This is a genomic window from Sinomonas halotolerans (assembly GCF_039615075.1).
GTDB lineage: Bacteria > Actinomycetota > Actinomycetes > Actinomycetales > Micrococcaceae > Sinomonas > Sinomonas halotolerans.
Map to the genome: position 1 here is coordinate 257,518 of NZ_JBDFRB010000005.1, position 25,334 is coordinate 282,851.

Here is a 25,334-nt window from a genome sequence, read left to right on the forward strand (position 1 = left end):
ACCGCGCCTTCCGCCGAGATGGGGGACCTGACCACCGAGATGGGGGACCTGACCGCCGAGATGGGGGACCTGACCGCCGAGATGGGGGACCTGACCACCGAGATGGGGGACTCGTCCGCCGAGATGGGGGACCTGACCACCGAAAGGGGGGCCACCGCCGCCGACATGACGCCCGAGGCCGCCTTCATCCCCGGCGCGGCCCTCTACGACGGCGACACCGGCGTCCTCCCGCTCAAGGTCCGCTACGTCCTGGTCCGCCTCCTCAAGGGCCCGTACCTGGACGGCGGCCGGGACGAGAAGGCCTGGACCACCCTCCTGGACCATGAGGACGTCCTCCGCTCCCGCCTCTCGGAGCTCTTCCTGCACCTCGCGATCGACCACGAGCGCAAGGTCGCCGTCCTCCGTCCCATCGACCCCGAGCTGCTCGGCACCGCCTCCCGCGCCACGGTCCTGCGCCAGCAGCGCGCCCTCAGCCGCGTCGAGACGATCCTCCTGCTCCGCCTCCGGCTCCTCCTCGACCGCCACACCACGGCCCAGACCGAGCCGACGGTCACGCTCGAGGAGCTGGCCGACGTCGTCGCCCACTACCAGCCCGCGGAGGAGCAGGACGCCCTGCGGGACGCGGACACCGTGAACCGCGCGGTGGCGAAGCTGCAGGCGCGCCGACTCCTCATCCCGACCGCTCTGGAGGACGTCTTCCTCATCTCCAACGCCCTCCCGCTCGCCCTCCCCTTCGAGAACATCGGGGATGTGACGCGGCACCTCGAGGCGGTGGCCGCTGCGGGTCCCGTCGGCCCGGATGGAGGGGACACGGCGCACGACGCCGGCCAGCTCCCCTTGGGTGCCGCGGGCGCCGACGAGCTCCGCGCGGGAGAGGAAGAAGGCCGCGACTTCGCTGGTCAGGGCCCCCATCTGAGCGGTCAGGACCCCCATTTCGACGGCCAGGACCCCCATGTGGGCGGGGACGCTGAGGGACAGGAGGGCCTTCTGTGAGCATCGCGACCATGCTTCCGCTCGGCACGGAGGCCAACCCCGGCCAGTACCGGCTGAGCCTCGTGCAGATCGTCAACTGGGGCACGTTCCACGGCGCGCACACGATGCACGTCGACCGGGCGGGCACCATGCTCACGGGCAACTCGGGCGTGGGCAAGTCCACGCTCTTCGACGCGATCGCGCGCGTCTTCGACGCCCGCCCTCGGTCCAACGAGGCCGCCGCGGCGCGCACGGGCAGCAGCGAGGACCGCCGCACCACGTACACGTACATGCGCGGCAAGGTCGGCGACGTGGCGGTCGGCGAGGGCCAGGCGAGCGCCTTCCAGCGCCCCGGCGCCACGTGGAGCGCCGTGGCCCTCACCTTCGACAACGCCGCGGGCACCCGCCACACTCTCACCGCGCTGTTCGACCTGCCCCAGAACGGCACCGAGTCGAGCCTCGGCCGCTTCTACCTCATCGGCTCGGAGCCGCTGGACATCGCAGCGGTGGAGGGCATCGCGGGGCAGGGCCAAGGTCGGCGCTTCACCAGGTCCGCGCTCGAGGCGCTCTTCCCGGACGCCCAGGTGTTCGACGTCCACAAGAACTTCGCCGAGCGGTTCCGCCGACTCCTGGGCATCAGCTCGGACCAGGCCCTCCCGCTCCTGCGCGTCATCCAGGCCGGCAAGGGCCTGGGCGGCAGCGTCAACAGCTTCTTCCGCGACCAGGTCCTCGACCCGCCGGCCACGCTCGCCGCGGCGGACGAGGTCGTGGAGGAGTTCGGCAACCTCATGTCCATCCGAGGCCGGCTCGAGGACGTGCGCCAGCAGCGCGACCAGCTCGCCCCCGTCCCGGCGCTGAACCAGGAGCACGCGGCTGCGCTCGCGGAGGCGGCGCGGCTGCGGGAGCTCGCCGCGGAGCCGTTCGACGCCGTCCGGCTGGCCCACGCCGTCCGCGTCCACGAGCGCACGCTGGCCGCGGTAAAGGCCCGCGCCCAGGCGAAGGCGAACGAGCTCTCCGCGGAGCGCCACCGCCGCGACGGGCTCGCGACGGAGCTGCGCTCGCTCGAGGCCGAGTACAACAACGCCGGCGGCAACCAGATCTCCACGCTCGAGCAGGCCCGCGACAACGCGACCGTGGGGCTGCGCCTGCGCCGCGAGGTGGAGGCTGCGGCGAAGGCGGGCCTGCACGACGCCGGCCTCGACCTCCCGTTCTCGGCGGAGGGCTGGGCGCGGGCCCACGAACAGGCTGCGGCCGCGCTCGGGGCGCTCGAGGGCGACTCGGCCGCGCTCCAGGAGGCCCGCTTCGAGGCGTTCGAGGAGCACGCGACCGCCAAGCGCGAGCTCGCCGAGGCCCGCGCCGAGCTCGCGGCGACCTCCGCGCGCACGAGCCTCCTGCCGACGTCGGCCGTCGAGAACCGCGCCCGCATCGCGGAAGCGCTCGGGATCGGCGAGGAGGAGCTGCCGTTCGGCGGCGAGCTGATCGACCTGGCCGAGGGGGAGGAGCGCTGGCGGCCGGCGGCGGAGCGCGCGCTGCGCTCGCTCGCGACCACGCTGCTCGTCCCGGGCCGGCACTTCGCGGCGGTGACGCGGTGGCTCGACTCGAACCCGGTCCGCGGGGCCCTGCGCGCCGTGGACCTCTCGGCGCGCGTCCCCGGCGCGGAGCTCGCCCTCGAGGAGGTCCGCGAGGGGGACCTGCTCACCAGGCTCCAGTTCCGCGACCAGGCGCCCGTCCCCGGCGCTGCGGGGACCAATGTTTCGGGTACGGCCGGCGTTTCGGGTACGGCCGGCGTTTCGGGTACAGCCTCCGTTTCGGGTACAGGCGCGCCCGACGACGCCGCCCAGTACGTGCGCGAGCGCGTCGCCGTGGACTTCGCGTACCCGTGCGTCGAGGACCCGGACGAGCTCGCCGGCCTCGAGCGCGGCCTGAGCCTGGGCGGCGTGGTCAAGCGCGGCCGGGGCACGGTGGAGAAGGACGACCGCTTCGCGGCCCGCGCCGACTTCGTGCTCGGCTTCGACAACGCGGCGAAGGTCGAGCTGCTCGCCGCCCGCGTGCTCGACCTCGAGTCCGCCCTCGCCCGGGCCGCCGAGGCCGCGCAGACGAGCGAGGACTCGCACCAGGGCATGGCCCGCCGCGTGGAGGCCCTGCGCCGCGTGGCCCGGGACGCCCGGCCGTGGGAGGAGGTCTCCTCCGCGGTGGCCGGGGAGGAGCTGGCCCGGATCGAGGCCCGACTCCAGGACGCCCTTGCCGCCCAGAGCGACCTCGAGCCGCTCAGGGCCAAGGTCGAGTCCGCCCGCGCCGAGCACCAGGCCTCGACCGAGGCTGCGGCCGTCCTCGCGAGCGAGTACCGCCAGCTCGACGCCCAGCTCACCTCCGCCGCGAACCTCCTGGACGCCGCGCGGGGAAGGCTTGCGGCAGCACCGCCGTCGGACGCCGCGACCGAGGCCCTTGCACCCCTCTTCGCCGACTTCGGCGAGGCCGAGGACCAGCACGATCTGGACCGGATCGCCGCCGAGGTCCACGCGGGCCTCGCCGCCCGCGTGCACGCGGCGGAGAGCCGCGCCCAGGCCGCGGCGGAGCGGCTCACACGGATCTTCGAGCAGTTCCAGCGCGACTGGGGCTCGGTGGTCTCGGCGGACAACGGGCTCTCCGCCGCCGCGGCGGACGCGTTCGAGGCGCGCTACCACCAGATCGTCTCGGAAGGGCTGCCGGCCCAGGAGGCGCAGTTCCGGGAGTTCTTCGCCCAGCGCACGCACGAGTCCTTCTCGACGCTCCTTCACCTGCTCGACGAGGAGCGCCGCGGCATCTCGGCGCGCATCCTCCCGCTCAACTCGATCCTGGCCGGCGTGGACTTCCACGAGGGCTCGTACCTCGAGCTGGACATCCGGCAGACGGTCCCGGCTGCGGCGAAGCAGTTCAAGGACGCGATCGTCTCGGCGCTCAAGGCGCGGCACGCGCCGGCTGCGGCCGGTGCAGGGGCCGGTGCGGCTGGTTCAGCGGGTGCGGCGCACGACGGCGGCGCCTCGCCCGGGGTGCCCGGCGAGGACGACCGCCTCACCATCCAGTACCGGACGCTCGAGGCACTCGTGAAGCGGCTCGCCTCCCACACGCCCGAGGACCGGCGGTGGCGGGCCGAGGTCCTCGACACGCGCACGCACGTGTTCATCTCGTGCAAGGAGCACCGCGTTTCGCGCGATCCCGGCACCGGCGAGGCCCGCGACGAGGTATTCGTGCACGCCGACACCGGCTCGATGTCCGGCGGCGAGCGGCAGCGATTCACGGCGTTCATCATGGCCGCGGCGCTGAGCTACCAGCTCGGGATCGCCGAGCAGGGGTTCACGAGCTACGGCACCGTGATGATGGACGAGGCGTTCGTGCTCGCGTCCGAGGAGTTCGCCGGCGCGGGCATCTCGGCGCTGCACGAGTTCGGCTTCCAGCTGGTGCTCGCGGCGCCGGAGAACGTCATCGACCTCTCGCGGTACCTCGGCTCCGTCACCGAGATCCTGCGGGACAAGCGGACGAACCGGTCAGGGCTCATCGAGGCGGGGCCGTCGTTCGGGTCCGGCACGGGCGGGGCGGACAGCGCCGCCGGGCCGCGCTCCCAGGCCAATCCGGTGGACATCGTCCTGCGGTGACCTCGCGTCGCTGGGAGGTGACCTCGCGTCGCTGGGAGGTGACCTCGCGTCGCTGGGAGGTGACCTCGCGTCGCTGGGAGGTGGACACGCGTGGGGTTCAGCCGTGGTGCGGGACCGGCTCGTGGCGGAGGTACTCGCGGCGGAACTGGCCCGCTCCGCCGGTGAGGGATCGAAGGTCGACGGCGTAGCGCACCAGCTCGGCGTCCGGCACCTCGGCGGTGACCACCCCGCTGACGGGGGAGTCGGCGCCCTGGCCGCCGGTCGTCGTCGTGCCTGTGAGCCGTCCGCGGCGCGCGGAGAGGTCGCTCATCACAGCGCCCACCTGCGCCTCCGGCACGGTGATCGTGACGAGCGAGACGGGCTCGAGGAGCTGGATGCGGCCGGCGGCGGCCGCCTCGCGCAGGGCAAGGGCGCCGGCGGCCTGGAAAGCGGCGTCCGAGGAGTCCACGCTGTGCGTCTTCCCGCCCACGACCGTGACCCGGAGGTCCACCACGGGGAACCCCTCGGCGAGGCCTTTGGCCATCTGCGCGCGCACGCCCTTCTCGACGGACTCGATGTACGCCTTCGGGATGGCCCCGCCCACGACCCGGTCGGTGAACTCGAAGCCGCCCCCGCGCGGCAGGGGTTCCACCTCGATGTCGCAGATGGCGAACTGGCCGTGCCCGCCAGACTGCTTGACGTGCCGCCCGTGCCCGGCCGCTGGGGCGGCGAACGTCTCGCGCAGGGGAGTCACGACGTCGACCGTCCGCACCCCGACCCCCTGGCCGCGGAGGCGGTCCAGGACCACCTCGGCGTGCGCCTCGCCCATGCACCAGAGCACGAGCTGGTGCGTCTCGGCGTTACGCTCGAGGCGCAGGGTCGGGTCCCCGGCGGCGACCTTGGCGAGGCTGCGCGCGAGGGCGTCCTCGTCCCCGTGCGTCGCGGCCTCCACGGCCACGGGCAGGAGCGGCTCGGGCATGTCCCACGGGGCGATGAGCAGCGGCGCCTCCCGCGCGGAGACGGTGTCCCCGGTCTCGGCGGCAGCGAGCTTCGCGAGCACGCACAGGTCCCCGGCCACGGCGGAGGGGACCGCGCGCAGGGCCGAGCCGAGGGGTGAGTAGAGGCGGCCCACGCGCTCGTCGCTGTCATGGTCTGCGTGCCCGCGGTCCGCGAGGCCGTGCCGCCCCACGTGCACGGCCGTGTCCTCCCGCAGCGTCCCCGAGAACATCCGCACGAGGCACACGCGGCCCAGGAAGGGGTCCACCGTGGTCCGCACCACCTCGCCGGCGAGCGGCCCCGCCGGGTCGCAGGCCAGAGGCTTCACGGGCCGGCCCTCGAGGTCGGTCGCCGGGACGGCGGGCCGCTCCGGGGGCGAGGGGAACCCGCGCGAGAGGACCTCGAGGATCTCGGCCGTGCCGAGGCCCGTCACCGCGGAGGCCGGCACCACAGGATGGAACGAGCCGCGCGCCACGGCGGTCTCGAGGTCCGCGATGACCGTGTCCAGGCCGATCTCCTCGCCGCCCAGGTACCGCTCCATGAGGGTCTCGTCCTCGCTCTCGGCGATGATCCCCTCGAGCAGCTCCCCGCGTGCGGCCTCCCATGCCGCCGCCTCCGCCGGCGAGGCGGGACGCGAGCCGGGGACCCCGGCATCGGCCGCCCCCGCGCCGGCGGCCTCCGCGGTGCCCGGGTACTCCGCCACGGTGCCGGTGAGCAGGCTCAGGAGCCCGACGGCGCTGCCGTCCCGGGGCGCGCCGCCCGCCTGGGGCGCGCGGCCTCCGTCCAAGGGGACGTGCAGGGGGAGCACGGACTCGCCGAACGCCGTGCGGCACGCGGCGAGGGTACCCGCGTAGTCCGCCCGCGGGTGGTCCAGGCGCGTGATGACGACGGCGCGCGGCATGCCCAGGTGCTCGCACTCGGCCCACAGGGCGGTGCTGGCGGGGTCGACGCCGTCCACCGCCGAGACGACGAAGAGGGCGCCGTCCGCTGCGCGCAGCCCCGCGCGGACCTCCCCGATGAAGTCCGCATAGCCGGGGGTGTCCACGAGGTTCACCTTGACCTCGCCCACCATGACGGGCGCGACGGCGAGGCCCACGGAGCGGCCCTGCTTGACGGAGGAGGGGTCCGAGTCGCCCACCGTGGTGCCGTCCTCGATGGTGCCCTTGCGCGTGATGGCCCCGGCCGCGGCGAGGAGCGCCTCGAGCAGGAGGGTCTTGCCGGCTCCCGAGGGCCCCACAAGGGCCACGTTGCGCAGGAGCTCCGGGCGCACGACGACGGGCGCGGCGGCCGTGGACGGCGCCGGTCCATTGGATGGCTTCCCTGACACGAGCGCCTCCTGGAGGTAGGTCTGAACCGTGCCTTCATACTGTCCCCTCGAGCGCCATCGCGCGAGAGGGAAATGCGGCGGCGCAGGAGGACGACCAATTACGCAATGCCCGCTTTGCGTAATGCGAGCTCCTTAGCCTAGCCTTACTGAGGTCCGCCTCACCGGCGGCCTGGCGGCGGCCCCTGACGCCGCCCTGACCAACGCCCACGGCGCCCGGAGACCTGCCGGGCTCTGGCCCCGAGGAGAACCACCGTGCCGTCCCCCATCCTGTCCCGCAGCCTCTCCCGCCGCGGGCTCCTGGGCCTCTCCGGCCTCGCCGCGATCGCCGTCACCGCCACCGCCTGCTCCACGGGAGCCGCCGGGACCGCGGGAGGCGCGAGCACGGGGTCCACCGCGTCCTTCCCTGTGACCGTCAAGCACATCTACGGCGAGACCGTGATCGAGAAGCAGCCCACGCGCGTCGCGACGGTCTCGTGGGTCAACGACGACGTGGCCCTCGCCCTCGGCGTGGTCCCTGTCGCGGTCCCGAAGAACGAGTGGGGCGGCAACGAGGCCGGCTCCACGCCGTGGAAGGACGCGAAGCTCGCCGAGCTCGGCGCCTCGTGGGGCAGCGAGAAGGCCCCCGTCCAGTACTCCGAGGCGGACGGCATCAACGCCGCCGAGATCGCCAAGGCCGCCCCGGACCTGATCCTCGCCGCCTACTCCGGCCTCAAGCAGGAGGACTACGACAAGCTCTCCAAGATCGCCCCCGTCGTCGCGTTCCCCGAGGTCGCCTACGGCACGCCGTGGCAGGAGAGCACGCGCCTCATCGGCAAGGCCCTGGGCAAGGACGCCGAGGCCGAGAAGGTCATCGCGGACCTCGAGGCCCGCATCTCGGAGGAGGCCGCGAAGTACCCGGTCGCCGGCAAGACCTTCATCTACGGCAACCTCGAGCCGGCCAAGGGCGACGGCGTGAACGTCTACACCGCGAGCGACAACCGCCCCCGCTTCCTGTCCCAGCTCGGCATGGAGCTCGCCCCGATCGTGGTGGAGAAGACCGGGGACTCCAAGGAGTTCTACCTTCCCTGGAGCGCGGAGAAGGCCGACGAGCTCGCCTCCGACGTCTTCGTCACGTGGGTCCCGGACGCCAAGACCGCAAAGCAGATCACCGCTGACCCGCTCCTGTCCCAGATCCCGGCCCTCAAGAAGGGCGCGCTCGTCGCGGACAGCGACAACACCCTGACCCTGTCCGTCTCCGCCGCCTCGCCCCTGAGCCTGCCGTACGCGCTCGAGAAGTTCCTCCCGCTCCTCGGCGCTGCGGCAGAGAAGGCCTAGCACGCACGTGCGCGGGGCGTGGATCGCCGCCTCGGCCGCCCTCTTGGCCGGGGCGCTCGTCCTCTCCCTCGGGGTGGGGGCGCGCGGCCTCGACCCCTCCACGGTGTGGGCCGCGCTCACCGCGGCCGACCCCGCGAACGGGGACCACGCCGTCGTCCTCTCCCGCGTGCCGCGCACTGCGGCCGGACTGCTCGTGGGGCTGTGCCTCGGGCTCGCGGGCGCGGTCATGCAGGGCGTGACCCGGAACCCGCTCGCGGATCCCGGCGTGCTCGGCATCAACGCCGGCGCGGCGCTCGCGGTGGTGGCCGGGATCGGGGCGTTCGGGATCGCCTCGATCGCCGGCTTCATCTGGTTCGCGTTCGCGGGCGCCCTCGCGGCCGGGCTCGCCGTCTACGCGGTGGCGAGCCTGGGCCGGGACGGCGCCACGCCCGTCAAGCTCTCCATCGCCGGGGCCGCGCTCACCGCGGGCCTGACGAGCCTGCTGAGCGTCGTGCTGCTCTCGAGCTCCGAGACGCTCGAGCGGTTCAGGTTCTGGCAGGTCGGCGGGATCGCCGGGCGGGGCCTGGACCAGGTCGGGGCCGCGGCGCCGTTCGCGCTCGTGGGCGTGCTCGCGGCTCTCGCGTGCGCGCGGACCCTCAACGGCCTCGCCCTCGGCGACGACGTCGCGCGCGGGCTCGGCATCCGCGTCGGCGCGGCCCGCGCCCTCGGCGGCGCCTCCGCAGTCCTCCTCTGCGGGACGGCCACCGCCGTGGCCGGGCCGGTCGGGTTCGTGGGGCTCGTGGTCCCGCACCTGGCCAGGCTGCTCGTGGGCGGCGACTACCGCTGGCTCGCGCCCGCCACCGCGCTCCTCGCGCCGGCCCTCGTGCTCGCCGCGGACGTGGTGGGGAGGGTGGTGCTCCTGCCCGGCGAGGTGCCCGCGGGGATCATGACCGCCCTCGTCGGCGCGCCCGTGTTCGTGTGGCTCGTCCGGGCGAGGAAGGGGGCGGCGCTGTGAGCGGCCCGACGACGCCGAGCGCCCGGGTGCCCGGCGCCCCCGCGCGAAGTGTCTCCCGCACGCCCCGGCCCGGCACGCCCCGGCCCGGCGCCCCCGGGCCCGGCACCCCTGTGCCCGGTGCCTCCCGCACGCCCAGCGCACGGCGCGCGCCGCTCGCGTGGCTCGCCGCCGTCGTCGTGCTCCTCACCGCCGCGAACCTGCTCCTGGGCTCCTACACCGTCACCGTCCCGGACCTCATCCGGATCGCCGCCGCGGAGATCGCCGGAGACGCCGCCGCCCGGATCCCGGGCGCGAGCTTCATCGTGTGGGAGGTCAAGGTCCCGCAGGCGCTCACCGCGCTCGGGGCGGGGGCGGCGTTCGGCATGGCCGGCTGGCTGTTCCAGACACTCCTGCGCAACCCGCTCGCGAGCCCGGACGTCATCGGGATCTCCTACGGCGCGTCCGCCGCGGCCGTGGCCCTGATCGTGCTCGCCGGCGCTGCCGGATGGGCCGTGCCGCACGCGGCCGTCTCCGCGGCCGCCTTCGCGGGCGCGCTCGCGGTCGCGGGGCTCATCTGGTTCCTCGCCGAGGGATCCGCCTCGTCCGCATCGCGGGGCGGGAGGGCCGACGCGCGGCTCGTCCTCGTCGGGATAGGCCTCGCCGCCGGGCTCCAGGCGCTCGTGGGCTTCCTGCTGACCCGCACGGACGTCCGCTATGCCCACGAGGCCCTCGCGTGGCTCAACGGATCGCTGGCCTCCGCGGACTGGGGCCGGCTCGGCGTCCTGTACGCGGCGCTCGCGGTCCTCGTGCCGGCTGCGCTCGCGGCCGCCTCGCCCCTGTCCGTCCTGGCCCTGGGGGACGACGCCGCCCGCGGGCTCGGCCTGCACGCCGCCAGGGCGCGGGGCTGGGTCGTTCTCGCCGGGGTTGCGCTCGCCGCGGCCGGCACCGCCGCGACGGGGCCCATCGCCTTCGTCGCGTTCCTCGCCGCCCCGATCGCGCGGCGGCTCGGCGCCCGGGGCTCCTCCGCGCGGGACCTCGCCGCGGCCGGCCTGACCGGCTGCGGGATCGTCCTCGCGGCCGCGTTCGCCGCGGACGCGTTCCTGCCCGCCCTCCTCGGCGGCACCACCCTGCCCGTCGGAGTCGTCACGGGCGCGATCGGCGCGCCCGTGCTCCTCTGGCTCCTCACCGCCGTCCACCGGAAGGAGGGCTAGCCATGGCTGGTTCCCCGAACGGGCCCGCGCCCGCACCCGTCCCGGCCGCGCAGTCCGGTCAGCCAGCGCAGGCCGGCCAGCCAGCGCAGACCGCCCAGCGAGCGCCGGCCGACCAGCCAGCCCAGACCGCGCCCGTGCTGCGCGCTTCCGGCCTGAGCCTGCGCTACGACTCCCGGCTCGTCGTCGAGGGCCTGGACCTCGAGCTCCCGCCCGGCGCCGTGACCGCGGTGGTCGGGGCGAACGCGTGCGGCAAGTCCACGCTCCTGCGCGGTCTCGCGCGCCTGCTCGGCCCTGCGGCCGGCACCGTGACGCTCGACGGCGATCCGCTCGCCTCGATCGGCGACCGTGCCCTCGCCCGGCGCCTCGGCGTGCTCCCGCAGCAGCCCACCGCGCCGGACGGCATCAGCGTGCGCGAGCTCGTGATGCGTGGCCGCTACCCGCACCGTCCCGAGGGGATCGTGGGCCGCTGGTTCGGCGGGTCCTCGGCCGCGGACGAGACGGCAGTGGACGCTGCGCTTGCGGCGACGGGGACCGCGGACCTCGCGGGCCGGGGCATCGAGGAGCTCTCGGGCGGCCAGCGCCAGCGCGTCTGGATCGCGATGGCCCTCGCGCAGGAGACCGAGGTGCTGCTCCTCGACGAGCCCACCACGTTCCTCGACCTCGCCCACCAGGTGGAGGTGCTGGACCTCATCCGCGAGCTCAATGCCGCCCGCGGCGTCACGGTGGCGGCAGTGCTGCACGACCTCAACCTCGCGGCCCGCTATGCAGACCACGTGGTGGCCATGAAGGCCGGCGCGATCGTCGCCCAGGGCCGGCCTGCGGACGTCTTCACCGAGGGGCTCGTGGCCGAGGTGTTCGGCCTCGAGGCCCGTGTGGTCCCTGACCCTGTGGCAGGGACGCCGCTCATCGTCCCCCTAGGGAGGCACATGCCCCAGGCTGGGTCCGGGCACTCGGCCGGCGAGGGCGATGTCAAATACGAAACCACCCCTTTGCGTAATGCCGGTACGCCCGCCTAGGCTAGGGAAGGCTTGCCTTACCCCCCGCTTCGCCACCCACTCACCGATCGACGAGGAGCCGCAGTGAAGACCACCGCAACGGGCCTTGCCAAGGCCCGCGGCGCCGTCGTGCGCCCCTTCGAGCTCACGGTGACCGCGGTCGCGGACCTCAGCCCGAGCCTGCGCCGCGTGACCCTCGGAGGGCTGGCGCTGCGCGACTTCGCCACGGATGCGGACGGCGCCACATGGGACCTGCGGATCAAGGTGATCGTGCCCTCGCCGGGCAGGCCGCTGCCCCGGGTCGAGGACCTGCTCGGGGGCTCGGACGGCCGCGACGATGCGTCCTGGTACCAGTCCTGGCTCGCCATGCCCGCCGAGCTCCGCGGCGAGATCCGCACCTACACGGTGCGCGAGGCGCGGCTCGAGGAGGCGTACCCCGAGATCGACATCGACTTCGTCCTGCACGTGGACACCGCACCGGACGGTACCGTGCACACCGGCCCCGCCGCACGCTGGGCGCTCGGGGCACGCCCCGGTGACCCTGCCCTCGTCTTCGGGCCGAACGCGGCCTCGGGGGAGTGCTCGGGGATCGAGTTTGCGCCCGGCCTCGCGGGGCACGTGCTGCTCGCCGGCGACGAGACCGCGCTGCCCGCCATCGGCGGGATCCTCCGGGACCTGCCCTCCGGCATGAGCGCCCAGGTGCTCATCGAGGTGCCCTGTGCCGAGGACTTCCAGGACCTGTCCACGCGCGCTGACGCCGAGGTGACGTGGCTCGCCCGCGGCGGGCGTGCCCACGGCGAGCTCCTCGCCGAGGCGGTGCACGGCGTCGTGCTCGAGCCGTTCTGCGCCCCCGGGCCGAACGTCGTGGCGCGGGCTGTCGCGGCCGGCGAGCCGCTCGACGTCGGCCCCGAGCGCGAGCTCATGTGGGACACACCGCAGTACCGCGAGCTCTTCGGCGCGGGCGCGGACACAGCGGGCTTGGACGCAGCTGGCACGGACGGTGCAGACGCGCTGCCGCTCCGGGGAGTCCTGCCGTTCTACGCGTGGATCGCGGGCGAGTCCAGCATGGTCAAGGGCCTGCGCCGCTACCTCGTGCGCGACTGCGGGATCAACCGGGACCAGGTCGCGTTCATGGGCTACTGGAAGCAGGGCACGCCCCAGCACTGACCCTCGCGCGGCCGCCTCCCGCCCAATGCGGGGTCCCGTCCCCACCAATGCGGGGTCGCGTCCCCACGAATGCGGGGTCGCGTCCCCACGAATGCGGGGTCGCGTCCCCACGAATGCGGGGTCGCGTCCCCGTTCTGGGTCATGTCCCAGGGGCCCCGGTCACCTCGCGTTAACCGTCCAGACTCCCCCAAGTGCCCTCGGCCGCCTAGGCTCCGGGACGTGTCTGGAATCGAGCGACGGCGTTTCGTTGCCCTCGGTGACTCCTTCACCGAGGGGGTGGGGGACTGGAATGACGGGCTGCCCAACGGCGTCCGCGGATGGGCCGACCGGGTTGCCGAGAAGCTCGCAAAGGCCGAGAAGGGCTGGGAGTACGCGAATCTCGCGATCCGGTCCAAGCGGCTGCACCAGATCGTCGACGGGCAGCTCGAGCACGCTCTGGACCTCCGGCCGAGCCTCGTGAGCGTGTACGCAGGGGGCAACGACATCCTCGACCTCGGCACGGACGTCTCCGATCTCCTCGGGCAGTATGAGGACTTCGTCCGCCGCCTCGCCGCCACCGGGGCCACGCTCGTCCTGTTCACGGGCTATGACGTGAAGGTGAACCCGCTCCTCGAGCCCCTCAAGCGCCGCAACTGGCTCTACAACTCGCGGGTGCGGCAGCTGGCCGAGGAGCTCGACGCCGTCCTCGTGGACTACTGGTGCTTCGACGCCTACGCCGACAAGCGCATGTGGGACGCCGACAGGCTCCACATGTCCAAGGCCGGGCACAAGTTCCTCGCCCGGCAGGTCCTCGACCACCTCGGTGTCCCGCACCGCATGAAGCCGAAGGAGTGGGAGCCGCCCGTGCGCCGCACATCACGCGAGTGGGCGGCGGCCCAGCGGACGTGGGTGCGCGACTGGGTCGTTCCGCTGATCGGCCGCAAGCTGCGGGGCGTCACCCTGGGTGACCACCTCTCGCCCCGCTGGCCCGAGCCCGTGAGGGTTCCCCGCAAGGGCGGCCTCCGCAGGTACGCCGAGGAGCACCCGGAGGTCATGGCCAACACCCCTGGCTGGATCCCGTACAGCCCGAGGTGATCCCGGGTTCCCCCGGGGCGACCACCGCGCGGCCGTGCGGTGGACGCCGGTCCCGCCGCGCGCCGTCGTCCGACTAGGCTGGCACGGTACCTGACACTTCAACCACCGGAGCGCGCATGCCTGCCCCCGCCCTGAACCGCAATGGCGGCCTGAGCACCCCGTGGCTCCTCGTCCTGGTCTTCCTCGCGACGACGGCCCCGCTCTCCACCGACCTCTACCTGCCCGGCTTCCCCCGGATCCAGCAGGAGTTCGCCGCCGCGGCATCGGGCGTCCAGCTCACCCTCACGGGCTTCCTCCTCGGGATGGCGTTCGGGCAGCTCGCGTTCGGCTCGCTCTCGGACAGGTTCGGGCGGCTGCGGCCCCTGCTCGTGGGGAACATGGGCGTGCTCACGGCCTCCGCCGTCGCGGCCCTCGCCCCGAACCTCGAGGTCCTCGTCGCGGCGCGCTTCTTCCAGGGGCTGTTCGGCGCGGCGGGCATCGTGATCGCGCGCGCCGTCATCGTCGACCTCACGAAGGGCCCCGAGACCGCCCGGACCATGAGCCTCATGATGACCGTGGCGGGGGTGGCGCCCGCGGTAGCGCCGTCCATCGGCGCGCTCATCGAGGGCCCCATCGGCTGGCGCGGCGTCATGTGGACGCTCGCGGTGCTCTTCCTCCTCATGCTCGTGAGCGTCTCGACGGTGCTGCGCGAGACCCGCCCGCCCGAGGCCCGCGGAGGCCACAGCCTGCTCGGCGGCCTGGCCCAGCTGGTCCGCGTCCCGCGGTACATCGGCTTCGCCGCGGTGTTCGCCACGACATTCGCGGTGATGATGGCCTACATCTCCGCGTCTCCGTTCGTGTACCAGAACGTCATGGGGTTCTCCGCGCTCGGCTACGGTGTGCTGTTCGGGACCAACGCGGTGGGCCTCATCAGCGCCGGGTACCTCTCGTCCCGGATCGTCCGGAGGGTGGGGCCCGAGCGGATCATTGCCATCGCCGTCCCGTTCCTCCTCGCCTTCACGGTGCTCGTGCTCGTGGTGGCGGTCCTGCCGGTGCCCCGCTGGCTGCTCGCCGTCCCCATCTGGTGCGCGGTCACCACCGTGGGCTTCGTCATGGGCAACTCCACCGCGTTGGCGCTCGACGCCGTCCGTCACGTCTCCGGGAGCGGCTCGGCGATGCTGGGGTTCAGCCAGTTCATCTTCGGTGCAGCAGTCTCCCCGCTGTCCGGCATCGCGGGGGAGGACACGGCGCTCCCGATGGCCGTCATCATGCTCGTCGCGGCGTCGGGCTCGATGGTGCTCGTCTCGCTGCTGCGGCGCGCGCCGGCATAGCGGGGCGCCCATCGGCGCGGAGTCCGCGGATGCGGCAGAAGTCCGCGTTCGGCGGACTTCTCGCGCACACGTGGACTTCCGTTACGACCGGCTCGCCCGCCGTGGCTAGACTCGGCCCCAGACGGGCAGCGGAGCCGCGCCCGGCCGCAGGACCGAACGGCCCCGAGCGAAGGAGCACGCCGATGACCACGTGGCGCATCAGGGACTTCCACCCCTCAGACCTTGACGGCATCCTCCAGCTCTGGGGCGCCATGACGGCGTCCGGGATCGAGCCCGTCTACTCCCTCTCGGAGGTCCTCGCATCCTGCCAGAAGGACCACGCCGTCGTTGCCCTCCACGGCGACGAGGTGGTCGGCGCGGCCGTGGGCCGGGCGGCGCACGAACAGGGCTGGATCGTCTTCCTCGCCACGGTGCCCGAGTGGCGGTCCCGGGGGATCGGCACCGCGCTCCTGGCCGCGCTCGAGAGCCGCATGGCCCCGCTCGGCCTCACCAAGCTCTCGGCCCTCATGCCGGACACCGAGACCCGCCTCGAGGCGTTCCTCTCCCGCGGGTTCAAGGACGTGAAGAACCTGCGCTTCTTCGAGCGCCAGATCCCGGTCCAGCGCACCGAGCTCGAACCCCTGGCCCAGCTTGGCGGCCGCGTCCTCCCGCGGGACCTGTGGGAGAACGTCGCAGGCATGAAGCGGGAGAAGCAGCTCCTCGAGCGCCGGCTCGTCCTCCCGCTCGCCCAGGCCGAGCTCGCGGACGAGTTCGGCGTCGTGCCGCCGCGCGCCGTCGTGCTCTTCGGACCGCCGGGGACGGGCAAGACGACGTTCGCCAAGGCCATCGCGTCCCGGCTCGAGTGGCCGTTCGTCGAGGTGTTCCCGTCCCGCCTCGCCGGCGACCCGGAGGGCCTCGCGGGGGCGCTGCGCAAGACCTTCACTGAGATCGCCGAGCTCGAGCACGCCGTCGTCTTCCTCGACGAGGTCGAGGAGATCGCCTCACACCGCGCCGGGGACCCGCCGAGCCCCAACCAGGGCGTCACGAACGAGCTGCTCAAGATCATCCCGGCCTTCCGCGAGCAGCCCGGCCGCCTCCTGGTCTGTGCGACGAACTTCATCCGCGCGCTCGACTCGGCCTTCCTGCGCCACGGCCGCTTCGACTACGTCATCCCGATCGGCCTGCCGGACGCGGAGGCCCGCCGCGCGATGTGGCAGCGCTTCATCCCGGAGGCCGTGCTCGCGGACGTGGACGTCGAGGCGCTCGTGGCCCGCACCGAGGGCTTCTCCCCGGCGGACATCGAGTTCGCGGCCCGCTCGGCGTCCCAGCGCGCCCTCGAGAAGGCGGTGTACGCCGCCGATCCCGAGGCCGAGCCGGTGCCCGTGCTCGGGGCTGCCGGGTCACCTGCGGCTGGCGGCGCGCTGCACCGCGGCGGCGCGGACGGGGCGCACGACGCCGCACCCTCGGGCGGCGTGCCCGCGGCGGGGCGGCGCGGGCCGTCCACGGAGGACTACCTCGAGGCGGTCAGCGAGACGAAGACCACCGTGGGCGAGGAGGTCGCCGCCGCCTTCCTCGAGGACATCGAGGAGCTTGCGCGCGTCTAGGGGTGCCCGGCGCGCACGTTCGGCCATCGGGGCTGGGGCATGGCACAGTAATCCCATGCCTGTTGCACCGTTCAGCGCATCGACCACCGGCACCGGCGGGGTCTCAGTGCCGCCCCTCGTCCCGCTCTTCCGTGTCGCGCAGCGGCTCGGTCAGGCCTGGAACGACATGCGCACGAGGATGGTGCGCAACGGCGACTACGACGCCCAGGTCGTGGCCTACCGGGGCTACGGATCCACGGAGCGCGTGCGGGTCCTCGCCCGGGTGATGTACGCCCGCCGCGGGCTCCACGGCGCCGAGGACACGTTCAACAACGTGCGCGGCTGGGTGTCCTTCACGTCCGTCCCGATCCAGCACGCCGCGGTGACGGTCGAGATCGGGGGGACGACCGCCGTCGTGCATGCGGACTCCGGGGGCGTGGTGGACGCCATGGTGGACGTCGAGCTGACTCCCGGCTGGCACGAGGTGCGCCTGAGCGCCGACGGTGCCGAGCCGGGAGTGGGCGAGGTGTTCGTCGTCGCGCCGGACACGCGCTTCGGCATCGTCTCGGACATCGACGACACGGTCATGGTCACCGCCCTCCCGCGACCGTTCCTGGCCCTGTGGAACACGTTCGTGCTGAGCGAGCGCGCCCGCACGCCCACCCCGGGCATGGCGGTCCTCCTCGACCGGCTCGCCACGGAGCACCCCAGCGCCCCGGTCATCTACCTTTCCACCGGGCCGTGGAATGCCGCCCCGACGCTCGCCCGGTTCCTGGGCCGCAACATGTACCCGGCCGGGCCGCTGCTGCTCACCGACTGGGGCATGACGCCGGACCGCTGGTTCCGCTCGGGCCGCGAGCACAAGCACCACAACCTCGAGCGCCTCGCGGCGGAGTTCCCGGACATGCGCTGGCTCCTCGTGGGGGACAACGGGCAGCACGACGAGTCGATCTACGCCGAGTTCGCGGCCGCGCACCCCGAGTCGGTCGCCGCGGTGGCCATCCGGCAGCTCTCGCCCGGCCAGGCGGTCTTCTCGGGCGGCACGACGCACGACGGGCGTGAGGTCGCCGCCCGTCCGGACATCGCCTGGGCCTCGGCGCCGGATGGCGCGGGACTGGCCGAGCAGCTCCAGGACGCCGGGGTGCACTGACCCGGCAGCCCACCACACGGGCGTGCGGCAGGGGCTCACCTGAAGTTCGTCACCGGCTCGTTCTCGTCGAAGCGCGCGATCATCTGCAGGGCAATGTCCCGGACCTTGATGTTGCGGTTCATCGACGCGGTCTTGAGGATCTCCATGGCGCGTGCCTGGCTGCAGCTGGTCTGAGCCATGATGATCCCGCAGGCCAGATCGATCGCCGTGCGGGATTCGAGGGCGGCCTCGAGGTCCTTGACGCGGTCCCGCTCGTCGGCGAACTGAACCGCCAGGAGGATGGCCCGCGAGGTCAGGGCCGCGAGGCCCTCGGCACGCGCCTGCTCGCGGGGCGGGAACGCGTCCGCAGCGGTGCTGTAGCAGTTGAGGGCGGCCGAGATGCTCTTCTCGGGAGGCAGCGGGATGGGGGTGGCGAACACGGACCGCACCGGAGTGGAGGCCATGGCCCGCCTGTACCGGGGATAGCGGGGCTCGGTGGCGATGTCCGGCACATAGACGGTCTGCGCGGTCTCGGCGGACTCCTGGCAGGGGCCCTCGCCGGAGGAGTACTGCAGCTCGTCCATGGCGGCCGCGACCGCGTCGCTGGTCGCCACGGTGGTCCTGCTCGGCTCACGCGTCACCGTCACGCTGCAGTGCACCTCGCCTGCTACCGAGAGGTCCCGGCAGGCTATTTCGGCGAGCCTCTGGAGGAAGCTCGCGAGGTCCGCGCTCTCGAGGAGCAGCTCCAGATGCTCGCTGGACTCCGCGCCCGTCATGCCGGTCATGCTGACCATGCCTGTCACCTCTTCCGCTTCGTGCTGTGGCGATGGCCCCCTCCAGATCGCCGTCCATGGATCGAGTGTTCCCCTCGCGGGTACCCGTGGTCTATACCCGTCGTCCGCGCAGCCAACCCCGCGCCCGGCAGCCGCGCGCCGTCCGGGCCCAGACGGCCCAATAGCGTGCCTCTGCCGCGAGGCCCCTTGCCCTCGCACCCCGGTCCGTAGTGAGAATGGCCCATGCCGGTGCTGATGAGGTCCCTCGAAACCGCCGTCCCTTCTACTGTCCTCAAGCAGGCCGAGGCGCGGGACGTCTTCGCCGCGCAGGAGGGCCTGACCCGCCTGGGCCAGCGCCTCGTGACCACGTGCTTCGACGCGGCCGCGATCGAGACCCGGTACTCCGCCGTCGAGGAGTTCTCGTGGGACCGCCCGGACCACGCCCCGGACTTCTTCGACGCCTCCACCCGCACCATCCTGAGCCCGAGCACCAAGACCCGCAACGACATCTTCGTGCGCGAGGCCACGCCGCTGTTCACCGAGACGGCGCGGCGGGCGCTCGCGAACGCGGACGGGATCGGGCCCGAGGACGTCACGCACGTCGTGACCGTCTCGTGCACGGGCTTCTTCAACCCCGGCCCCGACTACCGCGTGGTCCGCGACCTCGGCCTGAGCCCGTCCGTGCAGCGCTTCCACCTCGGCTTCATGGGCTGCTACGCGGCCTTCCCGGCGTTGCGCATGGCCAAGGCCTTCTGCGACGCGGACCCGAGGGCCGTGGTGCTCGTCGCGATCGTCGAGCTGTGCACCCTGCACGTGCGCAGCTCGAACGATCCGGACACCATCCTCGGCGCCTCGCTGTTCGCGGACGGTGCCGCCGCCGCGGTCGTGACCGCCCGCGACCTCCCGCTCACCCGCCCGGCGCTGAGCCTTGACCTGTTCGAGACCACCCTCACTCCGGTCGGGGAGGAGACGATGGCGTGGAACATCGGGGACCGCGGCTTCGAGATGGTGCTGGGCTCCTATGTCCCGCACATCATCGACGACCACATCGCCGGCGCCCTCGAGCCCCTCCTCGCCCGGGACGCGGAGCTCGCGGGCATCGCGGAGGCCGGCGGCGGCCATGCGGGCATCGAGCACTGGGCCATCCACCCGGGCGGCCGCAGCATCGTGGACAAGGTCGTCGCGCGGCTCGGCCTCTCGGAGGGGCAGGCAGGGCCGGCGCGGGACACGCTGCGGGAGTTCGGCAACATGTCCAGCGCCACGGTCATGTTCGTCCTCGAGAAGATCCTGGCGCACGACGCCGGGCCCTCGCCTGACGCTTCCAGCGCACCCCGGGCGTCCGCCCCACCGGGGGCAGAGCGGGTGTGCGCGATGGCGTTCGGGCCCGGCCTGACCGTGGAGACCGCGCTCATGACCCGGGTCCTCCCGGGCGCGTAGGCGGGCCGGGCAGCAGGGGAGGCGTGCGTGGACGGGCGCAGGGAGGCCCATGACGCCGTGATCGTCGGCGCCGGCCCAGCCGGGCTGTGCCTCGGGGTGCTGCTCGCACGGGCGGGGGTCGGCGTCGTCGTGCTCGAAGCCCGCACCGAGCCCACCCGCCACTCGCGCGCGATCGGCATCCACCCGCCCGGCCAGCGCGTCCTCGCCGCGGCCGGTGCGCTGGGGCCGCTCGCGGAGGCCGGGACGTGGATCCGCGAGGGCGTCGCGCGCTCGCGGACCGGCGGCCAGGCGCGCGAGGTCGGCAGGCTGGCGTTCGAACCGCCAATCCTGGCCGTGCCGCAGTGGCGCACGGAGGCCGCCCTCGAGGCCCGGCTCGAGGAGCTCGCCCCGGGGGCGATCCGCAGGGGCGTGCGCGCGGTGCGGGTCGAGCAGGGGGCCAGCGGCGTCGTCGTCCGCTGCACGGCGGGAGACGCCGAGCCGCCGGCCGGGACGGGAAGCCCGGCGGGGGACGCCGGGCCGCCGGCCGGGATAGGGGGTCCCGTGGGCGAGATGCGGTTGGGGGCGCGGTGGGCCGTCGTCGCCGCCGGCGCCCGGTCCGCCCTCCTCCCCGCCGAGATGGGGGACTGGACCGCCGAGATGGGGTACTGGGCCGCCGAGATGGGGGGCAGCCCTCGGACCTTCCCGGACGCGTACCTCATGGGCGACTTCCCTGACACCCTGCCGCCCCGGGACGCGACGCGGGCGGTTCTGCACCTCGAGCCGGAGGGGATCGTGGAGTCGTTCCCGCTGCCCGGCGGGCTGCGCCGGTGGGTCGTCCATCTCGATGCGCCGGCCACAGGCGCGGACCCTGCACGGCTGGCCGGGATCATCGCCGAGCGCACGGGCGCCGCGGTGGAACCGGCGTCGTGCGCGATGCTGAGCGCCTTCACCGTGTCCGAACGGCTTGCGCCCCGCCTGCGCGCGGGCCGAGTGCTCCGCATCGGGGACGCCGCGCACGAGGTGAGCCCGATCGGCGGCCAGGGCATGACGCTCGGCTGGCTCGACGCCGAGGCGTTCGCGCCGCTCATCGCCGCGGACTTCCGGGGGGCCCGCTCCGCCGCACGCCCTGAACCCGCACGCCCTGAACCCGCACGCCCTGAACCCGCACGCCCTGAACCCGCATGGCCGGAGCTCTGGGCGGCCGCGGAGCGCGGGCGGCTCCGCGCTGCCCGGCTGGCTGCACGGCAGGCGCGGCTGAACATGGCGCTCGGCCGCCCACTCCCGCCCCGCACGATGGCGGCCCGAAACGCGCTCTTCGCGCTCGCCTACCGGATCCCCTGGCTCGCGCGCCGGACGGCAGCGCGCTTCACCATGCGGGCCTGACCGTCCCGCCCCTCGCCACCCCCTCGCCACGAATTGTTGGGTTGAGCAGGGTGGAGGGCTCGTGGACCCTGCTCAACTCGACATTTCGCGCGGGCGGCGACGAGAGAGCTCCGCGGGGTCCAGGACCCACGGCTCGCGCGGCAGGGCGCCGGAGGCCAGGACGCCGGGGAACGCCGCGAGCGCCGCGTGGAGGTCCTCCGGCAGCCCGAGCGAGGCGAGCAGCCGCCCGGCGACCTCGCGCGCTGGCACCCCAACAGCGGCGAGCCCGGCGAGGGTTACGGCGCCGTCGCGCTTCGCGAGCCGCCGCCCTGCACGGTTGAGCACGAGCGGCACGTGCGCGTACTCCGGCACGCGCACGCCGAGCAGCCCCGCGAGGTAGGCCTGGCGCGGGGTGGAGGGGAGGAGGTCGTCGCCGCGGACCACCTGGTCGATCCCCTGCGCCGCGTCGTCCACCACCACGGCGAGGTTGTACGCCACCACGCCGTCGTTGCGGCGCAGCACGAAGTCGTCCACGATCCCCGCGTACCGCCCGTGCAGCACATCCGTCACGGCCCACTCGGTGACCCCGGCGCGAAGGCGGATGGCGGCGGGACGCTCCGCCCGGCGTCGTGCGCGCTGCGCCTCGGTGAGGCTGCGGCACGTGCCGGGGTACGCGCCCTGCGGAGCGTGCGGCGCGCTGGGCGCCTCCTGGATCTCGCGGCGGGTGCAGAAGCACTCGTAGGTCAGGCCGGCGGCGGTGAGGCGCGCGATCGCGTCGTCGTAGTGCGCGCCCCGCTCGGTCTGGCGGACCACCTCGCCGTCCCAGTCGAGGCCGATTGCGGCGAGGTCCCTGAGCTGGACGGCCTCGGCGCCCGCTCGGGCCCGGTCCAGGTCCTCGACGCGCAGGAGGAAGCGCCGGCCGCTCGAGCGCGCGAAGAGCCACGCGAGCAGCGCCGTGCGCAGGTTGCCCACATGCAGTCCGCCGGAGGGGCTGGGGGCGAAGCGGCCAGCGCGCAGGTCCGAGGGGGCCACAGTCATGCGGCCAAGGCTAGCCGGGGCGTCGCGGCTGGACGGCACCGGCACCGGCGCCGGGCAGGCTGGGGGCCGGTCCGCTCGTGCGGCAGACCGGCCCCCTTCGTGCGCTTCCCCCGTGTATTCCCCCGCACAGTTCCCCCGGCGGTGCCGTTCCCCTTGGCCCGGGCTTCAGGCCGTCCCGGTCAGAAGACGCTCCAGGTACCAGGGATGGCGATCGTGATTCCGTTGGTGACGTCAGTGATGCTCAGCCCGCTCCAGTACGCGCTGAAGAGCGTCGTGGTCTGGCCCGGTGGGCACTCCAGTGTGGCGAGGATCTCCTCGTCAGTCGGGGCAACGAGGGTCAGGCTTGCGACGACGTTGCCTCCGGCGTTCGCGGTGAAGCTTCCGCTCGCTGTCGGCGTGACGGAGAACGCCTCCTTGTTGGCCGCCTTCGGGTGCTTGCTTCCGCCGTTGATGCAGCCGAGCTCGTAGGTGAAGGTCGCTGTCGTGGAGACGTCCACGGACGCTCCCGCCCCGACTCCGGCTTCCTTGAAGTCCACTTGGAGGTTGTTGCCGACGAGGGATGGAGTGACGTAGATGAAGTGGGGGTTGCCGCTTCCGCCCTTGGCCGCGCTGGCGGGTCCCGCAAGGGTGAAGGCCGTCAGGAGGGCTGCGAACAGGAGGGCTGCGATTCTGAAGATGCGCATGGTGGTGTCCTGGGAAGATCGGGACGTGTGGTGATGCCTCCCCCAGCGGCGGCGGATGCGGGACGCGCCACCCAGAGGCGCTCCGCTGTCGATTCCCCCGAACGATATATCCGCTGTTTCCCTGCCGCGGTCTGGCGTTCCACCGCGGCGGGCGCTCCGCAGCCGCTGCAATTCTAGGACGGGGACGTGCGTAAGGCGAGGGTTTGCGCGGCCGGTTCGCAGCGCCGTCGTGCGCCTCCCCGCCCGGCCGGCACGCACGGCGCCAGCCTGCGCAAGCCCTATGCTGGGACGCGTGACGGAACCCCGCTGGCTCAGCCCCCAGGAACGGCGGGCCTGGCTTGCTCTGCTGAACGTGAACACCCTCCTGCCCGCCGCGCTGGATGCGCACCTGACGTCGATGAACCGGCTCTCGCTCTTCGACTACAACGTGCTCGCCATGCTCTCTGAGGCGGAGGGCCGCATGCTGCCGATGAAGGAGCTCGCGGCACGCACCTCGGCTTCGCTCTCGCGCCTCTCGCACGTCGTGACCAAGCTCCAGTCCCGCGGGTGGATCGAGCGCCGGCCCTCCCCGGACGACGCCCGCGTGACCACCGCCGTCCTCACGGACGCCGGCTGGGACACCATCGACGGGCTCGCGCCGGACCACGTGGAGCGCGTGCGCGAGCTCGTGTTCGATGCGCTGACCCCGGAGGACGTGGGCGCGCTCGCGGCGGTGGGGGAGAAGATCGTCTCGCGGCTGCAGGCGGACAGCTGGATCTTCCGCGACCCGGCCCGCGGCGTCGCGCTCGCCGAGGAGGGCGCAGCAGGGGATCCGGCCGACGGCGCGGGCAACGGCGGTGCCGCCGGGGATGCCGGCGCGGGGGCGCACGACGACGGGAGGACGCCATGAGCGCCGCGTTCACCACACGCTTCGTGGCCCTGGGCGACTCGTTCACCGAGGGCGTGGGGGATCCCGACCCCGGGCGGCCGAACGGCGTCCGGGGATGGGCGGACCGCGTTGCCGAGCAGCTCCAGGCCGCGGATCCGGGGGTGGGCTACGCGAACCTCGCCATCCGCGGCCGCAAGATCCGGCAGATCCTCACCGAGCAGGTCGAGCCGGCGCTCGCTCTCGAGCCGAGCATTGTCATCCTGTATGCCGGGGCGAATGACATCCTGCGGCCCAAGGTGGACATCGATGCGATGCTCACCGACTACGACGCCGCCGTGGCCCGGCTCGCGGCGGCCGGCGCGCGGGTGCTGCTGTTCACGGGGTTCGACGCCGGGAGGTCCAAGGTTTTCGGCACCATGCGCGGCCGCACGGCGATCTACAACGAGCAGGTGCGCTGGATCGCGGACCGGCACGGCGCCACGATCGTGGACTACTGGCGCTTCCACGAGTTCCAGGACTGGCGCATGTGGGACGTGGACCGCATGCACATGTCCGCGCTCGGGCACGCGACCATGGCGAACCGCGTCCTCGAGGTCCTCGAGCACGAGGGCCTCGCCGAGGTGCCGGACATGCCCGAGCTGCCGGTGCTCACTCGAGTCCAGCAGCTCCGGGCGAACGCCCTGTGGGCCCGCGAGCACGCCGGGCCGTGGGTGATGCGCCGGCTCACGGGCCGCTCCTCGGGCGACGGCCTGAGCCCCAGGTACCCCCAGCCCACCCGCCTCTGACCCCATTGTTTCGGGTACACATAAATCCACCCACAAGCGTTTCGGGTACACATAACCGCGCTCAGGAGCGTTTCGGGTACATATAAATCCGCCCGGGAGCGTTTCGGGTACACGCGAGCATCGGAGGACCTATGACCCACGTCGACGTCCGAGTCTCGACGACGATCGCCCGGCCCCGCGCCGCCGTCGCCGCGTACGCCGCGGACCCGGACAATGCACCGGAGTGGTACGCCAATATCGATTCGGCGCAGTGGCGAACGCCGAAGCCGCTCGCGGTCGGGAGCGAGATCGACTTCCGCGCGCGCTTCCTGGGCCGCGGCCTCGCCTACACCTACCGGGTCGAGGAGTACGTCCCCGGCGAGCGGCTCGTCATGGCGACGGCGCAGGGCCCCTTCCCGATGCGCACCACCTACATCTGGGCTGATGCGGGCGCTGCAGGCGGGCCGGCCACCCGCATGGCATTGCGCAATGACGGTTCGCCGCGCGGCTTCGCGGCCATCATTGCTCCGCTGATGGAGGCCCTGATGCGCCGCGCCAACACCAAGGACCTGGTCCGCATCAAGGAGATCCTCGAGGCGTCTCCGGCCGGGGGCTGATCCGCGCGGCGCATCCTGCTGTACCCGAAACGGGGTTTTGGGGCGTGTGTTGTCTCGGGACTGAATAGACACTTATGTCTCGGGACCTCGTGGACAGTGTGTCTCACGAGTCCGTGGACAGTTCGGGTCTGGGATCGAGCCATGAGCGCTCTTGAACCTGATCCTCGAATCC

The 25,334-nt window shown here is 73.4% G+C and carries 19 protein-coding genes and 1 pseudogene; 16 read left to right on the plus strand and 4 right to left on the minus strand.

The window, feature by feature from the left end; translation table 11 throughout:
* The first annotated feature begins 123 nt into the window (after positions 1-123).
* The gene (locus tag ABCQ75_RS08355) at positions 124-993 is read left to right on the plus strand and encodes a DUF4194 domain-containing protein (protein ID WP_345884690.1); all 870 of its coding nucleotides are present in this window, start codon (positions 124-126) and stop codon (positions 991-993) included.
* Positions 990-4,604, plus strand: a complete 3,615-nt coding sequence (locus ABCQ75_RS08360; RefSeq protein ID WP_345884647.1) for an ATP-binding protein — start codon at positions 990-992, stop codon at positions 4,602-4,604. The genes ABCQ75_RS08355 and ABCQ75_RS08360 overlap by 4 nt, the downstream gene beginning before the upstream one ends.
* A 97-nt stretch (positions 4,605-4,701) precedes the next feature.
* Here the strand turns inward: ABCQ75_RS08360 and ABCQ75_RS08365 are convergent, their stop codons facing one another.
* Positions 4,702-6,906: an elongation factor G-like protein EF-G2 gene (locus ABCQ75_RS08365; RefSeq protein WP_345884649.1), complete on the minus strand. Its 2,205-nt coding sequence runs from the start codon at positions 6,904-6,906 to the stop codon at positions 4,702-4,704.
* Between the two features lie 252 nt (positions 6,907-7,158).
* On the opposite strand from ABCQ75_RS08365, the gene ABCQ75_RS08370 reads away from it, so the two are divergent.
* The 9 genes from ABCQ75_RS08370 (at position 7,159) to ABCQ75_RS08410 (ending at position 17,662) form a co-directional block, all read left to right on the plus strand.
* Entirely contained in the window at positions 7,159-8,220 is a 1,062-nt protein-coding gene (locus tag ABCQ75_RS08370) for an iron-siderophore ABC transporter substrate-binding protein (RefSeq protein WP_345884650.1), read from the plus strand.
* Complete coding sequence (locus tag ABCQ75_RS08375; protein WP_427916069.1) at positions 8,201-9,214, plus strand: FecCD family ABC transporter permease; 1,014 nt, start codon at positions 8,201-8,203, stop codon at positions 9,212-9,214. Before ABCQ75_RS08370 ends, ABCQ75_RS08375 begins: the two co-directional genes overlap by 20 nt.
* Positions 9,211-10,404, plus strand: coding sequence for a FecCD family ABC transporter permease (locus ABCQ75_RS08380; RefSeq protein ID WP_345884653.1), 1,194 nt, complete (start codon positions 9,211-9,213; stop codon positions 10,402-10,404). The genes ABCQ75_RS08375 and ABCQ75_RS08380 overlap by 4 nt, the downstream gene beginning before the upstream one ends.
* Before the next feature lie 2 nt (positions 10,405-10,406).
* Entirely contained in the window at positions 10,407-11,420 is a 1,014-nt protein-coding gene (locus ABCQ75_RS08385; RefSeq protein ID WP_345884655.1) for an ABC transporter ATP-binding protein, read from the plus strand.
* Between the two features lie 63 nt (positions 11,421-11,483).
* A complete protein-coding gene (locus ABCQ75_RS08390) occupies positions 11,484-12,566 on the plus strand; it encodes a siderophore-interacting protein (protein WP_345884657.1) in 1,083 nt (360 codons plus the stop codon).
* A gap of 219 nt (positions 12,567-12,785) precedes the next feature.
* Positions 12,786-13,640 carry an SGNH/GDSL hydrolase family protein gene (locus tag ABCQ75_RS08395; protein ID WP_345884659.1) on the plus strand — a complete coding sequence of 285 codons (855 nt, stop codon included), beginning with the start codon at positions 12,786-12,788 and terminating at the stop codon, positions 13,638-13,640.
* Positions 13,641-13,756: 116 nt separating this feature from the next.
* On the plus strand, positions 13,757-14,950 hold the full coding sequence (locus ABCQ75_RS08400) for a multidrug effflux MFS transporter (protein ID WP_345884661.1): 1,194 nt from the start codon (positions 13,757-13,759) through the stop codon (positions 14,948-14,950).
* A 182-nt stretch (positions 14,951-15,132) separates the two neighbouring features.
* Entirely contained in the window at positions 15,133-16,533 is a 1,401-nt protein-coding gene (locus ABCQ75_RS08405) for an ATP-binding protein (protein WP_345884663.1), read from the plus strand.
* Between the two features lie 55 nt (positions 16,534-16,588).
* On the plus strand, positions 16,589-17,662 hold the full coding sequence (locus ABCQ75_RS08410; RefSeq protein ID WP_345884664.1) for an App1 family protein: 1,074 nt from the start codon (positions 16,589-16,591) through the stop codon (positions 17,660-17,662).
* Between the two features lie 35 nt (positions 17,663-17,697).
* On the opposite strand, the gene ABCQ75_RS08415 is transcribed toward ABCQ75_RS08410, so the two are convergent.
* The gene (locus tag ABCQ75_RS08415) at positions 17,698-18,435 is read right to left on the minus strand and encodes an ANTAR domain-containing protein (protein WP_345884666.1); all 738 of its coding nucleotides are present in this window, start codon (positions 18,433-18,435) and stop codon (positions 17,698-17,700) included.
* Positions 18,436-18,657: 222 nt separating this feature from the next.
* Here ABCQ75_RS08415 and ABCQ75_RS08420 point away from each other — a divergent pair, with 222 nt between their 5' ends.
* Complete coding sequence (locus ABCQ75_RS08420) at positions 18,658-19,851, plus strand: type III polyketide synthase (RefSeq protein WP_345884667.1); 1,194 nt, start codon at positions 18,658-18,660, stop codon at positions 19,849-19,851.
* A gap of 27 nt (positions 19,852-19,878) precedes the next feature.
* Positions 19,879-21,213 carry an FAD-dependent oxidoreductase gene (locus ABCQ75_RS08425; protein ID WP_345884668.1) on the plus strand — a complete coding sequence of 445 codons (1,335 nt, stop codon included), beginning with the start codon at positions 19,879-19,881 and terminating at the stop codon, positions 21,211-21,213.
* A 72-nt stretch (positions 21,214-21,285) separates the two neighbouring features.
* On the opposite strand, the gene gluQRS is transcribed toward ABCQ75_RS08425, so the two are convergent.
* Both gluQRS and ABCQ75_RS08435 read right to left on the minus strand, forming a co-directional pair.
* Positions 21,286-22,230 (minus strand): tRNA glutamyl-Q(34) synthetase GluQRS, encoded by a 945-nt coding sequence (gene gluQRS / locus ABCQ75_RS08430; RefSeq protein ID WP_345884669.1) that lies wholly within the window; start codon positions 22,228-22,230, stop codon positions 21,286-21,288.
* A gap of 179 nt (positions 22,231-22,409) precedes the next feature.
* Positions 22,410-22,913: a hypothetical protein gene (locus ABCQ75_RS08435; protein WP_345884670.1), complete on the minus strand. Its 504-nt coding sequence runs from the start codon at positions 22,911-22,913 to the stop codon at positions 22,410-22,412.
* A 292-nt stretch (positions 22,914-23,205) separates the two neighbouring features.
* Here ABCQ75_RS08435 and ABCQ75_RS08440 point away from each other — a divergent pair.
* The 3 genes and pseudogenes from ABCQ75_RS08440 to ABCQ75_RS08450 form a co-directional block, all read left to right on the plus strand.
* Positions 23,206-23,679, plus strand: a pseudogene (locus tag ABCQ75_RS08440) (MarR family winged helix-turn-helix transcriptional regulator); the annotation flags it as partial.
* 119 nt (positions 23,680-23,798) lie between these two features.
* Positions 23,799-24,566: an SGNH/GDSL hydrolase family protein gene (locus ABCQ75_RS08445; protein ID WP_345884672.1), complete on the plus strand. Its 768-nt coding sequence runs from the start codon at positions 23,799-23,801 to the stop codon at positions 24,564-24,566.
* Between the two features lie 131 nt (positions 24,567-24,697).
* A complete protein-coding gene (locus tag ABCQ75_RS08450) occupies positions 24,698-25,162 on the plus strand; it encodes an SRPBCC family protein (protein WP_345884673.1) in 465 nt (154 codons plus the stop codon).
* Positions 25,163-25,334 lie beyond the last annotated feature (172 nt).

Coding starts and splice junctions, on each gene's coding strand:
- ABCQ75_RS08355 (WP_345884690.1), top strand. CDS start 124: ATGGGGGACCTGACCACCGAAAGGGGGGCCACCGCCGCCGACATGACG.
- ABCQ75_RS08385 (WP_345884655.1), top strand. CDS start 10,407: ATGGCTGGTTCCCCGAACGGGCCCGCGCCCGCACCCGTCCCGGCCGCG.
- ABCQ75_RS08400 (WP_345884661.1), top strand. CDS start 13,757: ATGCCTGCCCCCGCCCTGAACCGCAATGGCGGCCTGAGCACCCCGTGG.
- ABCQ75_RS08405 (WP_345884663.1), top strand. CDS start 15,133: ATGACCACGTGGCGCATCAGGGACTTCCACCCCTCAGACCTTGACGGC.
- ABCQ75_RS08410 (WP_345884664.1), top strand. CDS start 16,589: ATGCCTGTTGCACCGTTCAGCGCATCGACCACCGGCACCGGCGGGGTC.
- ABCQ75_RS08415 (WP_345884666.1), bottom strand. CDS start 18,435: ATGGTCAGCATGACCGGCATGACGGGCGCGGAGTCCAGCGAGCATCTG.
- ABCQ75_RS08420 (WP_345884667.1), top strand. CDS start 18,658: ATGCCGGTGCTGATGAGGTCCCTCGAAACCGCCGTCCCTTCTACTGTC.
- gluQRS (WP_345884669.1), bottom strand. CDS start 22,230: ATGACTGTGGCCCCCTCGGACCTGCGCGCTGGCCGCTTCGCCCCCAGC.
- ABCQ75_RS08435 (WP_345884670.1), bottom strand. CDS start 22,913: ATGCGCATCTTCAGAATCGCAGCCCTCCTGTTCGCAGCCCTCCTGACG.
- ABCQ75_RS08445 (WP_345884672.1), top strand. CDS start 23,799: ATGAGCGCCGCGTTCACCACACGCTTCGTGGCCCTGGGCGACTCGTTC.
- ABCQ75_RS08450 (WP_345884673.1), top strand. CDS start 24,698: ATGACCCACGTCGACGTCCGAGTCTCGACGACGATCGCCCGGCCCCGC.